The sequence below is a fragment of the Micromonospora sp. NBC_00898 genome, assembly GCF_045207895.1.
Taxonomy (GTDB): domain Bacteria; phylum Actinomycetota; class Actinomycetes; order Mycobacteriales; family Micromonosporaceae; genus Micromonospora.
Window position 1 is genome coordinate 2743560 of record NZ_CP108775.1, and the last position, 12664, is coordinate 2756223.

The window sequence follows — 12664 nt, forward strand, 5'->3', positions numbered from 1 at the left end:
GCACCGGGTCACCGGTCCTGCGCCGCCCCGGTGACCCGGCGCGCCACCGCCAGCAGGTACTCCTTGCGGTGCAGCGGGTTGTGGTCCCAGCGGGGCCGGCTCGGCGCCGGCCCGGGCACCGGGCGGTAGTGGTCGAACTCCGACTCCAGCATCCCCTCGCCCCGGGTCAGCGACGGCAGGCGCTGCTCCAGCGCGTGCACCCGGCCGGCCGGCACCTCCCCCTCGACCAGGTACGACGGGCCGCGCGCCGTGGCGTCGCGGGGCACCGCGCCGAGCCCGGCCAGCACCGGCAGCACCGCGCCGAACAGGTCCGCCGGCACCTCCAGGCGGAACCGGTGCATCGGCTCATGCACCCGGGCGCCGGCCCGGGCGAGGGCGTCCATCAGGACCAGCGGGGTCAGGTTGCGGAAGTCCCCGGCGGTGCTGGACATGCTCTTGTCGAACACGCCGTGCGAGTGGCTCTGCCGGGCCCAGTACCCGCCGTGGGTCAGGGTGACCACGCAGTCGATCACCTCCCAGCCGCGCAGGCCCTGCCGCAGGGTCTCCCGGACCGTCTCCTCGATGGCCTTGAGGAAGGCCAGCGGCATCGAGCCGAGTTCGATGCCGAGGCGGAACTCCAACCCGCTGTCCACCGGGCCCGGTTCGACCCGCAGCCCGACCGTGCCGAGGAAGGGGTTCGGCTCCCGGCCGATCCACTCGACTGCGGCGCCCACCCCCACGACCCGCTCCACGCAGACGGTCGTGGTCTCCCGGAAGTCGACCCGCACGCCGTACTCGTCGGCGAGGGTGGCCTGGATGACCTCCTTCTGCACCTCGCCGTAGAGCGACACGGCGATCTCCTGCCGGAGGTCGTCCTGCCGCAGGTTGATCAGCGGGTCCTGCTCGGCGAGCTGGGCCAGAGCCGGGTGCAGGGCGGCCCGGTCGGCGGTTCGGCACGGCACCACCACCGTTTCCAGCGTCGGCGGTGAGAAGTGGTGGCGGCCGACCGGCCGGTCGGGCGGCGCACCGAGGAAGTCGCCGATCCGGACGTCGGCCAGGCCCCACAGCCGGGCGATCCGCCCGGCGCCCACCGCCGGGGCCGGTACGGCCGTGCCGCCCTCGAAGACGCTGATCGCGGTGACCTTGGCCGCCGCGCCCCGCCTGAACGGGACCCGGTCGCGGACCCGCAGGGTGCCGGCGAAGATCCGGGCGTACGCGACCTTCTCGCCGGCCGGCCCGCGTTCGACCTTGAAGACCGTGCCGCGCAGCGGGGCGTCCTCGTCGCCCTCGGCCGCCGGCAGCAGCTCGCCGAGGCCGGCGACGAGCGCCTCGACGCCGGCCCCGGTGATCGCCGAGCCGGCGAAGACCGGGTGCACCCGTGCCCGCCCGGTCTGCGCGGCGAGCGCCCGGCGCAGCCGCCGCCGGCTCAGCGCGCGCGGGTCCTCGACGTACGCGGCGAGCAGCGCGTCGTCGTGCGCGGAGAGCAGGTCGACGAGGCGCTCGGTGTGCTCCGGGTCGTCGGCGTCGAAGGGGTGGCAGCGGGCCGCCGCGGTGCCCGGGGCCTCGACCCGTCCGGTGGCGATGACGGCCGGGGTGAGCTTGTCGGCGAGCTGGCGCAGCACCCGTTCCGGGTCGGCGCCGGCGCGGTCGACCTTGTTGACGAAGATCAGGGTGGGGATGCCCAGCCGGTGCAGGGTCCGCATCAGCACCCGCGTCTGGGCCTGGACCCCCTCGACCGCGGAGACGACCAGCACCGCGCCGTCGAGCACCCCGAGCACCCGTTCGACCTCGGCGATGAAGTCGGGGTGGCCAGGGGTGTCGATCAGGTTGACGGTGACCCCGTCGACGACGAAGGAGACCACGGCGGAGCGGATGGTGATGCCGCGCTGCCGTTCCAGGGCCATCGTGTCGGTGCGGGTGCTGCCGTCGTCGACGCTGCCGAGCTCGTCGATGACGCCGGCGCTGTGCAGCAGCCGCTCCGTCAGGCTCGTCTTACCGGCGTCGACATGTGCCAGGATTCCCAAGTTCAAAGTTTTCACGCAGCGTCGTGTCCTCTGGGTAGGTGGCGATTCCCTTCTGGTCGGACATCGACGGTGCGCGCATTTCCTGGCTCCTCTGCTCGGGGCTTCCTGGTCGGATTGCAGCAGCCGGCCCGGCGGCCGGCAACCGATTAACTGCTTCCGGTGGGGTCGCGGCGGTCAGCCCGGTCGGGACGGTGGGGCGAAGTCCCAGGGCCCCGGGCGACGGGCGGCCACCACGTCGACGTGTGCGCGGACCCGCTCGGCCACGAGGCCGGGTTCGGTCGGCAGGCCCGGGGCGGCGAGCACCTCGGCCCGGGCCCGGCGGGCCGCCGACACCCGGCGGTCGAAGTGTCGGACCGCGTGCACGTCGAAGCCGACCGCCCGATCCGCTTCGGTGCACGACTCGTCGCCGTACCACCAGCCGCCCGCCTGGCCGATCGTGGTCGCCCACTGGCGCAGCAACCCCGGCACGGCCGAGAGGGTCACCACGGAGGCGTCGACGTGCAGGTGGGGCGTCGGCCAGGTCGGAACGTACCCGTCCGGCAGCAGACCGGCCCGACGGGCGTCGTGCCAGCGCTGGAGGTCGGCCATGGCGATGGGGAACCCCGCGGTGTTCCAGGTGACGGCGCCGGTCGGCCGGGATCGCCACAGGTGGGCGGCCCGCAGCCCTCGGGCCACCGCCGGGGTGAGCACGGTCCGGGCGGCCACCGAGAAGACCACCGGCGGGCTTGGCCGCCCGTCCTCGGGGTCGGGCACCATCCGGCCCGGTTCCAGCACGAGCAGGGTGTCCGGCCGGCGCTGGTACGCCAGGCCCCAGAGCAGCCGGCCGAGCAGCCGGGCGCCGGTCAGGTCGGAGCTGACCACGGTGTAGTGGCGCTCCACCCGGACGGCGTACCGGACCGGGTCGGTCGGACGCAGGGTGATCACCTGGTACGCCCGGCCGGCGTGGCGCCACTCGCGCCGGTGCAGCAGCAGCCGGGTGGTGAGGGCGGCGGCGGAGGCGCGGTCCTTCATCCAACTCCCCGTCCCGGCTGACCTGTCGACGGCGGGGACGCTAGCGGACGAGCCCGTCCATTGTCGCCGCCATTTCGTCAGGCGGTGCGTCTCGATGTGGTGCGGGTTGGTCATCACGTCGAGCACGTTGCCGAACGGGTCGACGACCGAGGCGGTGACGAGGCCGTGACCCCGGTCGCGCGGCGGGTCGTGCACCGCGGCCCCGGCGGCCAGCAGGCGGTCGAGGGCTGTGGTGCAGTCGTCGACGTGCCCCCCAGGCGATCGCCCCGCCCGGCCGGTCGGCCTGGCGCGTCCGCTACTGGACCTGAGTGACCGTCGGGCGGACCGTGATCCGCTCCATGAAACGGAAGCGGGTGGTGAGGTCGGCGAGGCTCGCGCCGGCCCGCCAGGCGGCGGCCACCTGGACCACCTGCAGCAGGTCGGTGCTGTCGCCCCGGGCCTGGACCTCCCCGGCCACCCTGATGTCGATCATGAAGTATCGCGCCTGGGAGCCGAGCCCGACGCAGACCGTCCCGTGCTCGGAGGTCAGCTCGGCGCAGGTGAAGCGGCTGCGGCCCTGCTCAGGGGCGGTCACCCGGCCGACGTCGAGCTGGTGCTGGGCGGCGCACGCGGTGAGCCCGGACGCCAGCCCGCCCCGTTCGACCAGGTCGGGATAGAGGCGCACACCCAGCGCCGTCGACACGTCGCTCATGACTGACTCCCACTTCCTCGTGACAGAGACCAGCGGCGCGCAGGTTACGCGGAGGTTTCCGGCGCGCGTGTGGCCATCCTGTCCCTCCTGGACGGCCAGGGCAATAGGAACCGGCGACTCGGCCGCCATCGGGGCGAAACCCTTGACGCCCAGAAAGGCTAGGCATAGCGTGCCTTGGTATGAGCATGGACCTGCGCGGGCACCTGGACCTGCTGATCCTGGGCGCGCTGCGGCACACCGGGCCGACACACGGCTACGCCCTGATCCAGGCCCTCCGGGACCGCTCCGAGGGCACCTTCGACCTGCCGGAGGGCACCGTCTACCCCGCGCTGCACCGGCTGGAACGCGCCGGCCTGGTGGCCAGCGCCTGGAACGACGACACCGGCCGCCGCCGCCGGTGCTACGAGCTGACCGACCAGGGCCACGCGGCACTGGCGGCGAAACAGTCCGAGTGGCACAGCCTCGTCCGCGGCGTCGCCGCGATCCTCGCACCGGCCCAGGGAGCACCGGCATGAACGACTCTCCGATCGACGCGTACCTCGACCAGCTCTTCGACCGACTGGCCGGCACCGGCGCCGCTGGGCGGCGGGCCCTGGTGGAGGCCGAGGGCCACCTGCGCAGCGCGGCGGAGCGGACCGTCGCCGAGGGGGCCGGCCCGGCCGAGGCCGAACGGCTCGCCGTGGCCCGCTTCGGCGACGCCACCGACATCGCGGCCCGGCTGCGACGCGCCCACACCACCACCGCCGACGTGCTGCGCCGGGCCTTCACCGGCGGGTGGCTGCTCGGCGCCGTCGGCCTGCTGGCGATCGGCGTGAGTGGGCTGCTCGCCGAGGCGCTGGGCCGGCTCTTCGGTCCACACCTGATCGCCGGCGACACGGCGGGGGGTGACGACAGCTCACTTTTTCGTGCATAGCCGTGCATATCTGTGAGCAATTGTTATGATGGGGCCGTGAAGCTTGCCGAGTGGGCGCGCCGCAACGGGGTGCACCCGCAGACCGCGTACCGGTGGTTCCGTGAGGGAACCATGCCGGTGCCCGCTCGGCGGCTCCCGTCCGGCACGATCCTGGTGGACGTTGCCGACACCGCCCCGCAGGACCAGGTCGTCGTGTACGCCCGGGTCTCCTCGGCGGACCAGAAGGCCGACCTGGACCGGCAGGTCGCGCGGGTGACCGCCTGGGCCACCGCCCAGCATCTGAGCGTGTCCCGGGTGGTGACCGAGGTAGGGTCGGCGCTGAACGGGCGTCGCGAGAAGTTCCTGGCCCTGCTCCGCGATCCGGCCGTGGTGACGGTCGTGGTCGAGCACCGGGACCGGTTCGCCCGGTTCGGCGCCGAGTACGTCGAGGCGGCACTTGCCGCGCAGGGCCGCCGGCTGCTGGTGGTGGACCCGGCCGAGGTCGACGATGATCTCGTGCGGGACGTCACGGAGATCCTGACCTCGCTGTGCGCGCGGCTGTACGGCCGCCGGGCCGCCGCGAACCGGGCCAACCGGGCCGTCGCCGCGGCAATCACCGAGGACGACTCGTGATCGTCAACCAGGCGTACCGGTTCGCGCTGGACCCGAACGCTACCCAGATGGCCGCGCTGGCATCGCACGCCGGGGCCAGCCGCAAGGCGTTCAACTGGGCGCTTGGGTTGGTCAAGGCGCAGATGGACCAGCGCGCCGCGGAGAAGACCTACGGCCTTACCGGCGACCGGCTCACTGCTTCCGTGCCGTGGACGCTGCCGTCGCTGCGTAAGGCATGGAACGAGGCCAAGGGCGACGTAGCGCCGTGGTGGGCGGAGAACTCCAAAGACGCCGCCGGGATCCGCAACCTGGTCCGTGGCCTGGACGCTTGGCGCGACTCCAAGTCCGGCAAACGTAAAGGGGCGAAGGTCAACTTCCCGCGTTTCAAGAACAAGCGGTCGGAGACGAAGTCGTGCACGTTCACGACCGGCGTCATCCGGGTCGAGCCGGACCGCGAGCACGTCACTCTGCCGCGCCTGGACACGATCAGGCTGCACGAGTCGGCCCGCAAGTTGGCCCGGCGTCTGGAAGCGGGCACCGCCCGGATCCTGTCCGCGACGGTGAAACTGGACGGCGGCCGGTGGTACGTGTCGTTTTCCTGCGAGGTCGACCGGCAGATCGCCGACCACGCCCGGTCGGATGCCGTGCTCGGCGTGGACGTCGGCATCACGCACCTGGCCGTGTTGTCGACCGGCGACGTGATCGACAACCCGCGGCATCTGGCGGGCGGGGCCAAGCACCTGCGGCGGCTGTCACGGCGGGTGTCCCGCCGGGTCGGCCCGGACCGACGCACCGGCCAGGAGGCATCCAAGCGCTGGCAGAAGACCAACGCGGACCGGTCCCGGGCATACGCCCGGGTGGCGAACCTGCGCCGCGACGGCCTACACAAGCTCACCTCCGCGCTGACCGCCGACTATGCCACGATCGTGGTGGAAGACCTGAACGTTGCCGGGATGGTCCGCAACCGCAAGCTAGCCAAGGCCATCTCCGACTGCGGGTTCGCCACGATCCGCGGCTTGCTGGGTCACAAGACAACGTGGAGCGGTGGTCGGCTGGTCACCGCCGGCCGCTGGTTCCCATCGAGCAAGACCTGTTCGGACTGCGGCGTAGTGAAAGCCAAGCTGCCGCTGCGAGTCCGGACGTTCGAGTGTGACGCCTGCGGGATGGTCCTGGATCGGGACTTGAACGCGGCCAGGAATCTCGCGCGACTGGTTGAGCGTGAGACGGGTACCGGAGTGGCCGGAGACCCGGAGCCGCAAGGCTTCAACGGACGTGAAGCCGACCGTAGGACCCCGCTTGCGGGGCAGGTGGCCGTGAAGCGTCCACCCCGACCGGGGACCGTCGGCCGGCAACGGCCGACTGCCGATCGCGAACTCACGTTCGCTCACTGAAAGGCAACGGTCACCTACACCGCGGCGCCGACTTCCTGCGGCTGTCGCCCAGCGCGCCGACCTGCGCTCGCGCCGCCGAGCTGCACCACTGGGGCGAGGTGGTGGAATACCGGGTGGCGGCCGGCCTGCTCGGGCTGCTCGCGCTCGCCCTCTACCTTGCCGCACGCCGGCGGGGGCCGCTGCGCGGGCCGCGCTGGGCGCCCCCGACCGGGCCGCTGGCCCTGGTCGCCACGACCGTGTTCGGGCTGGCGGCGGCGCTGCTCATGCTCCCGGTGCTGGCCCAGGCCGCGCTCGGCGACCCGGCCGGGATCGAGGCCAACCTGACCGCGGGCGTGGTCGCGGCCGTGGTCGCCGTGGCGGCCGTCGCGGTCGGGCTCAGGCAGCTCCGGTACGCGCGCTGACCGGCGGTGGTCGCGCCCGCCCCGCCGGCGGGCGCGACCGCTGCCCACGTCGCATAACATCGGCGTCCATGGCGCTGGTGCAGTGTGACTTCTTCTCCGAGGCGCTCGGCCTCAACACGTCGGTGACCGTGATCCTGCCCGAACGCACCACCGCGCAGATCGGCATGGCCGGCAGCGCCCCGGCGGGTGACCCGCCGGTGCTCTACCTGCTGCACGGGCTCACCGACGACCACACCATCTGGCAGCGCCGCACCGCGATCGAGCGGTACGTCGCGCCACTCGGCCTGGCCGTGGTGATGCCGAACGGCGGCCGCAGCTTCTACACCGACGAGGAGCACGGCAACCGGTACTGGACCTTCCTCAGCACCGAGCTGCCCGAGGTCTGCCGGTCGTTCTTCCGGCTCTCCGACCGCCCGGAGGACACCTTCGTCGCCGGGCTGTCGATGGGCGGCTACGGGGCGATGAAGTGGGCGCTGCGCGACCCGGGCCGCTTCGCCGCAGCGGCCAGCCTCTCCGGCGCGCTCGACGTGGCGCGACGGCGGGACCACCCGACCAGCCCGGTGGACCCGGCAGTCTGGCACACCGTCTGGGGCGACCGGCAGGTGCCCGGCACCGACGACGACACGGTCGCGCTGCTGGAACGCGCCGGCGACGACCTGCCCGCGCTCTACGTCGCCTGCGGCACCGAGGACTTCCTGTACGAGGACAACACCCGGTTCGTCGAGACCGCCCGGCGGCGCGGCGTGCCGCTCACCGTGGACTTCTCCCCCGGCACGCACGACTGGGCGTACTGGGACGCGAAGATCCAGGACGTGCTGGCCTGGCTGCCGCTGCGGCGCGGCGGGGACGACGACGTCAGCGGTCGCTGAGCGGGGCGTCGGGCGCGGTCAGCTCCCGGTACGCCGTCAGCACCGCCGTCGTCCGTTCGACCAGCTCGGGGACCGGGTCACCGGCGGTGGCCGGGCGGCCGGCGCCCAGCGCGGCGTCGACGGTGGCGAGGGTGCCGAGGGCCCGGCGGCTGGCCCGCGCGGCGCGGCGCCCGGCCCCCCGGCGGTAGGCGAACTCGGCCCACCGGGCGGCCAGCATGGTCAGCGACTCCGTCCGCCCCGCGAGGCTCGGCGTCCAGTCCGCCGAGGGTGGCCTCGAGCAGCCGGTCCCGCCGGGACAGGTCGTCGCAGACCGGGTCGTCGGGGGCGAGCCCGTGCCCGGCGCGGCGCACCAGGTCCCGGGCGGCGTGCGCCCGCTGCCGGCGGGCGACCAGGTCCGCGAGGTCCAGGCGGGCCCGCTCCAGGGCGAGCCGGGTCGGCCGCAGCTCGATCATCGGGTGCAGCTCCGGCAGCGACCGGAGCAGGCTCGCGTACGCCGCGCCGATCGGGGTCCAGGTGCGCCGGCCGTACGTCCCGGTCAGCGTGACGTGCCGGCGGGTGCCCAGCGCCGCCAGCACCGGCGTGGTCGCCAGCGCGGTCGCCCCGAACAGCACGAGTGCGGTATGGGGGTGACCGCCGAACAGGAAGGCGCCGGCGACGGAGCCGCCGGCGGCGGCACCGAGGTAGGTCCGGCGGGGCACCGGCGGGCGGGCCAGGGGACGCAGCCACGGCACCCGGGACGGGCCGTACACGACGACCTTCCGCTCCCCCACCGCGCCCACGCCCCTTCCGGTCGCCCCCATTGTGGAGCAGGCCCCCGGGGACGCGGGCGCCGCACCTCCGGACGGGACCGGAGGTGCGGCGTGGGGTTCAGGATCGGGCGGCCGGCTGGCCGTCGCGGGCCCGCCAGGCCCGGTACCAGCGGCGCAGCGGCACCGGGTACGCGACCACGGCGGCCACCGCCATGACCGCCAGCCCGCCGGCGGTCCGCGCGGTTCGTCCGGTCATCACGGGCCTCCTCAGCGGCGGGTCAGCACGACCTTGAGGGCGCCGGTCTCCGCCGGGCGGGCGAAGACGTCGTACGCCTCCAGGATCTGGTCGAGCCCGAACCGGTGGGTCACCATGTGGGCCGTGTCGAGCTGACCGGCGACCAGCATGTCCAGCAGCGTCGGCGTGGTGCGGGTGTCGACCAGGCCGGTGGTGATGGTGACGTCGCGGATCCAGAGCTGCTCCAGGTGCAGCGTGGCCGGCTTGCCGTGCACGCCGATGTTGGCCACCCGGCCGCCGGGACGCACCAGCGCGGTGCAGAGCTCGAAGGTGGCCGGCGTGCCGACCGCCTCGATCACCACGTCCGCGCCGAGCCCACCGGTGAGGGAGCGGACGACCTCCAGCGGGTCGTCGTCGGCGAGGACGGTGAGGTCCGCGCCGAACTGCTTGGCCGCGTCGAGCCGGCTCTGCGCCTTGTCGACCGCCACGATGTGCGTCGGCGAGTAGAGCTTCGCCGTCAGGATGGCGGCCAGCCCGATCGGGCCGGCGCCGACCACCACGACGGTGTCGCCGGGGCGGACCTGGCCGTTGAGCACGCCGACCTCGTACGAGGTGGGCAGGATGTCGGCCAGCAGCACGGCTGCCTCGTCGGAGACCGTCTCCGGCAGCTTGTACGTGGACAGGTCCGCGAACGGGATCCGCGCGTACTCGGCCTGCACGCCGTCGACCAGGTGGCCGAGGATCCAGCCACCGCCGCCGAGGCACTGCCCGCAGGCGCCCTCCCGGCAGTAGCGGCAGACGCCACACGCGGAAATGCAGGAGGCGAGCACCCGGTCGCCCGCCTTGAGGTTGGCGACGCCGTCGCCGACCGCCGTCACGGTGCCGACCGCCTCGTGACCGAGCACCCGACCGGGCTGGACCTCGGGCACGTCGCCGCCGAGGATGTGCAGGTCGGTGCCGCAGATGGTCACCGCGTCGACGCGGATGATCGCGTCGCGGGGGCCCGCGATGGTGGGGTCCGGGATCTCGGACCAGGTCTTCTCGCCCGGCCCGCCGTACACGAGTGCCTTCATGGCTCCTCCTTATGCCGTTGTCACCTCCCACGTTTCTCCGGGGAGTGGGCGGCAGGCAGGGCCGGAGGGCCCGTCGGCGGGGACGTCGGTCCCGGCCGACGGGGTCTCAGACGCCGACGGCGCCGTCGATGGCCTCGCGGAGGAAGTCGGCGTGGCCGTTGTGCCGGGCGTACTCGTGCATCATGTGCAGCATCACCAGGCGCAGCGACACGTCCTCACCCCAGCGCACCTGGTGGCCGGTCACGTCGAGCGATTCCGCCTCCCGCTCGATGCGGCGGGCGTGCTCGACCTCGCGCTGCCACGCCTCGAACGCCTCGGACCGGTCGGCGGTGCGCGCGTCGTACGCCTCCTGGTAGTCACCGGTCTCCGACCAGACCAGCGGGATGTCCTCGCCGTTGATCACGCGGCGGAACCAGGCGCGCTCCACCTCGGCCATGTGCCGGACCAGGCCGAGCAGCGACAGGGTGGAGGGCGGGGAGGACTGCCGGCGCAGCTCCTCGTCGCTGAGGCCCGCACACTTCATGGCGAGGGTGGCGCGGTGGAAGTCGAGGAAGGCGCGCAGCGTCTCCCGCTCCCCCGCCAGCAGGGGCGGGCCGATCCGTTCGGTGTCCACGAGGGGTCCTTCCTCGGCTGACGGGAGGGCCGCTGGCCTGCCCGTCGAGGGTTGGCACGGGTCGACGGGGAGCCTAGTCTCACCCCACGGATCCACCCTCGAAGGGATCATGGAATGCACCCCCACATCAGACGTTCCGCGCTGGTCGCCTCTGCGGTCACCGCGGCGCTGGTCGCCGGCGGCACGACCGTCCAGGCGGCCGGCGACACCTACGACCACACCGCCACCGCGACGGTCTTCGCCCCGAGCCCGGTGCAGCAGCTCGGCGACCAGACGCTGACCGACCAGAAGGACGCCGACTACCCGGCGCTGGCCGGGGCGTACCGCTCGGTGCTGCTGACCAACCTGGACGGCTCCGGCACCCTCACCGGCCGGTACGTGGTGGTCAAGAGCAAGACCGGCACCCCGGCCCGGCTGGTGGACGGCGCCTACCCGGCGTGGCACCGCGACGCCGACCAGTTCGAGCAGGTGATGGGCTACCACTGGGTGAACACCGCCCAGGCGTACCTGCAGTCGCTCGGCTTCGGCAGCACCCTGCGGCCGGTCAACCAGCGGCAGATCGAGCTGCGCATCGACCAGTACGGCGGGGACAACTCGTTCTTCCGCGAGGACAAGGCCAACATCACCCTCGGCAAGGGCGGCGTGGACGACGCCGAGGACGCCGAGGTGATCATCCACGAGTACGGCCACTCGGTGCAGGACGGGCAGGTGCCCGGCTTCGGCACCAACCTGGAGTCCGGGTCGATCGGCGAGGCCTTCGGCGACTACCTGGCCGTCGCGGTGACCAGTTGGGCCACCGGCACGCCGACGAAGACCCCGGAGGCCTGCGTGGCCGACTGGGACTCGGTCTCCTACACCCGCACCGCCCCGCACTGCCTGCGCCGGCTCGACGGCAACAAGATGTACCCGCAGGACCTGCGGGGCGAGGTGCACGCCGACGGGGAGATCTGGTCCCGCGCGCTGTGGGACATCCGTACCGCCCTCGGCGACAAGGAGGCCACCACGCTGATCGTGGAGGCGCAGTTCGACTTCGCCCCGGACACCTCGTTCCACCAGGCCGCGCTGGCCACGGTGGCCGCCGCGCAGCGGCGCTACGGGTCGGCCGCGGCGTCGGCGACCCAGGCGGCGTTCGTCGCCCGCGGCATCCTCTGACCGGCGGCGCCGTCCCGGCCGGACGCCGGCCGGGACGGCGCTCACCGCAGCGATGAGCGGGCCACCGGGAAGTCGAAGTACGTCTTCAGGTACGGCTCGGCGGTGAAGCGGTAGTGCCACCACTCGTTCGGGTAGTTCTCGAACCCCTGCGCGGTCATCAGCCGCTTGAGCAACTCCCGGTTGTCCCGGGCCGCCCCGGTGACCCGGGGGTCGGCGGTGTGCGCGAGGGGGTCGAAGCAGTCGAACCCGGTGCCCATGTCGACCGAGTTGTCGGGGAAGCGCCGCCCCGCCGGCGCGGTGCAGGCGACCAGCGGCAGCCCCGGCTGGTACGCCGGCTGATCGGACGGGGGGACGGGGACCAGGGTGAGGTCCAGGGTGCTGCCCCGGCTGTGCGCGGTCGGCGCGCCGACGTACCCGTCGGCGAAGAGCTTCGACTTGGCCACATCGGGATAGAACTCGGCCTTCATCTGCTGCTCCCCGGGGAGCTTCGCCCAGGCCACGAAGTCGTCGACGGCGCGCTGCGGGCGGTAGCAGTCGTACACCTTGAGGCTGCGGCCCTCGGCGAGCGCGGCGGCCTGGACCCGGCGCAGCGCCTCCGCCGCCGGACGGGTGAGCAGGCAGAGCGGTTCCGGGTAGCCGGTGATCGGCCGGCCGACGAAGTTGTGCGCGGTGGCGTACCGGATGTCGGTCCGGATACTCGGCTCGACATCGCGAAGCAGCACGAAGTCCGCCGGAGCCCGCGGCCCGGTGGCGGTGGCGGACGGGGTCGCCGGTGGCGGGTGCGGCCCGGGTCGCTGGCAGCCCGCGGCGACGGCGGTCACGGCGACGAGCACGACCACCAGGCGCCGGGCGCGGGCGCGCCGGGTGGCGCCAGGCAGTCGTCCGCCGTTGCTCACGCTGCCCTGTCTACCGGACCGACCGCGGCGGCGACGGGCCTATGCGCAGACCCGGCCTGGTCCGGCCGGGCCGGGC

General features: G+C 73.6%; 15 protein-coding genes. 7 read left to right on the top strand and 8 right to left on the bottom strand.

Features of this window, described 5'->3' with window-relative positions; all coding sequences use genetic code 11:
• Positions 1-8: 8 nt before the first annotated feature.
• From OG799_RS13410 to OG799_RS13420, 3 genes are all read right to left on the bottom strand, one after another.
• Complete coding sequence (locus tag OG799_RS13410; protein WP_406045360.1) at positions 9-2003, bottom strand: GTP-binding protein; 1995 nt, start codon at positions 2001-2003, stop codon at positions 9-11.
• 174 nt (positions 2004-2177) lie between these two features.
• Positions 2178-3209, bottom strand: coding sequence for a hypothetical protein (locus tag OG799_RS13415; RefSeq protein ID WP_406045361.1), 1032 nt, complete (start codon positions 3207-3209; stop codon positions 2178-2180).
• A gap of 100 nt (positions 3210-3309) precedes the next feature.
• Positions 3310-3705, bottom strand: a complete 396-nt coding sequence (locus OG799_RS13420) for a hypothetical protein (protein ID WP_406045362.1) — start codon at positions 3703-3705, stop codon at positions 3310-3312.
• Between the two features lie 179 nt (positions 3706-3884).
• On the opposite strand from OG799_RS13420, the gene OG799_RS13425 reads away from it, so the two are divergent.
• From OG799_RS13425 to OG799_RS13450, 6 genes are all read left to right on the top strand, one after another.
• Positions 3885-4220, top strand: coding sequence for a PadR family transcriptional regulator (locus tag OG799_RS13425; protein WP_406045363.1), 336 nt, complete (start codon positions 3885-3887; stop codon positions 4218-4220).
• Complete coding sequence (locus OG799_RS13430) at positions 4217-4618, top strand: permease prefix domain 1-containing protein (protein WP_406045364.1); 402 nt, start codon at positions 4217-4219, stop codon at positions 4616-4618. Before OG799_RS13425 ends, OG799_RS13430 begins: the two co-directional genes overlap by 4 nt.
• A 36-nt stretch (positions 4619-4654) precedes the next feature.
• On the top strand, positions 4655-5230 hold the full coding sequence (locus OG799_RS13435) for an IS607 family transposase (RefSeq protein ID WP_406037000.1): 576 nt from the start codon (positions 4655-4657) through the stop codon (positions 5228-5230).
• Positions 5227-6600: an IS607 family element RNA-guided endonuclease TnpB gene (tnpB, locus tag OG799_RS13440; protein ID WP_406045365.1), complete on the top strand. Its 1374-nt coding sequence runs from the start codon at positions 5227-5229 to the stop codon at positions 6598-6600. Before OG799_RS13435 ends, tnpB begins: the two co-directional genes overlap by 4 nt.
• 101 nt (positions 6601-6701) lie before the next feature.
• Positions 6702-7001: a hypothetical protein gene (locus OG799_RS13445; RefSeq protein WP_406045366.1), complete on the top strand. Its 300-nt coding sequence runs from the start codon at positions 6702-6704 to the stop codon at positions 6999-7001.
• A 68-nt stretch (positions 7002-7069) separates the two neighbouring features.
• Positions 7070-7870 carry an alpha/beta hydrolase gene (locus tag OG799_RS13450; protein ID WP_406045367.1) on the top strand — a complete coding sequence of 267 codons (801 nt, stop codon included), beginning with the start codon at positions 7070-7072 and terminating at the stop codon, positions 7868-7870.
• A gap of 77 nt (positions 7871-7947) precedes the next feature.
• On the opposite strand, the gene OG799_RS13455 is transcribed toward OG799_RS13450, so the two are convergent.
• The 4 genes from OG799_RS13455 to OG799_RS13470 all read right to left on the bottom strand — a co-directional run bounded on the left by OG799_RS13455 (position 7948) and on the right by OG799_RS13470 (position 10540).
• A complete protein-coding gene (locus OG799_RS13455; RefSeq protein ID WP_406045368.1) occupies positions 7948-8640 on the bottom strand; it encodes a hypothetical protein in 693 nt (230 codons plus the stop codon).
• Positions 8641-8737: 97 nt separating this feature from the next.
• On the bottom strand, positions 8738-8875 hold the full coding sequence (locus OG799_RS13460) for a hypothetical protein (protein WP_406045369.1): 138 nt from the start codon (positions 8873-8875) through the stop codon (positions 8738-8740).
• An 11-nt stretch (positions 8876-8886) separates the two neighbouring features.
• Positions 8887-9927, bottom strand: coding sequence for a zinc-dependent alcohol dehydrogenase family protein (locus OG799_RS13465; protein WP_406045370.1), 1041 nt, complete (start codon positions 9925-9927; stop codon positions 8887-8889).
• A 106-nt stretch (positions 9928-10033) separates the two neighbouring features.
• Positions 10034-10540 carry a DinB family protein gene (locus tag OG799_RS13470; protein WP_406045371.1) on the bottom strand — a complete coding sequence of 169 codons (507 nt, stop codon included), beginning with the start codon at positions 10538-10540 and terminating at the stop codon, positions 10034-10036.
• A gap of 114 nt (positions 10541-10654) precedes the next feature.
• Here OG799_RS13470 and OG799_RS13475 point away from each other — a divergent pair, with 114 nt between their 5' ends.
• Positions 10655-11692 carry a M36 family metallopeptidase gene (locus OG799_RS13475; protein ID WP_406045372.1) on the top strand — a complete coding sequence of 346 codons (1038 nt, stop codon included), beginning with the start codon at positions 10655-10657 and terminating at the stop codon, positions 11690-11692.
• 41 nt (positions 11693-11733) lie between these two features.
• On the opposite strand, the gene OG799_RS13480 is transcribed toward OG799_RS13475, so the two are convergent.
• Positions 11734-12531: a M15 family metallopeptidase gene (locus tag OG799_RS13480; protein ID WP_406046278.1), complete on the bottom strand. Its 798-nt coding sequence runs from the start codon at positions 12529-12531 to the stop codon at positions 11734-11736.
• Positions 12532-12664: the final 133 nt, after the last annotated feature.

Excerpts from the sequence above, each read along its gene's own strand:
- OG799_RS13460 (WP_406045369.1), bottom strand. The coding sequence starts at position 8,875 with ATGACCGGACGAACCGCGCGGACCGCCGGCGGGCTGGCGGTCATGGCG.
- OG799_RS13450 (WP_406045367.1), top strand. The coding sequence starts at position 7,070 with ATGGCGCTGGTGCAGTGTGACTTCTTCTCCGAGGCGCTCGGCCTCAAC.
- OG799_RS13425 (WP_406045363.1), top strand. The coding sequence starts at position 3,885 with ATGAGCATGGACCTGCGCGGGCACCTGGACCTGCTGATCCTGGGCGCG.
- OG799_RS13420 (WP_406045362.1), bottom strand. The coding sequence starts at position 3,705 with ATGAGCGACGTGTCGACGGCGCTGGGTGTGCGCCTCTATCCCGACCTG.
- OG799_RS13430 (WP_406045364.1), top strand. The coding sequence starts at position 4,217 with ATGAACGACTCTCCGATCGACGCGTACCTCGACCAGCTCTTCGACCGA.
- OG799_RS13475 (WP_406045372.1), top strand. The coding sequence starts at position 10,655 with ATGCACCCCCACATCAGACGTTCCGCGCTGGTCGCCTCTGCGGTCACC.
- OG799_RS13465 (WP_406045370.1), bottom strand. The coding sequence starts at position 9,927 with ATGAAGGCACTCGTGTACGGCGGGCCGGGCGAGAAGACCTGGTCCGAG.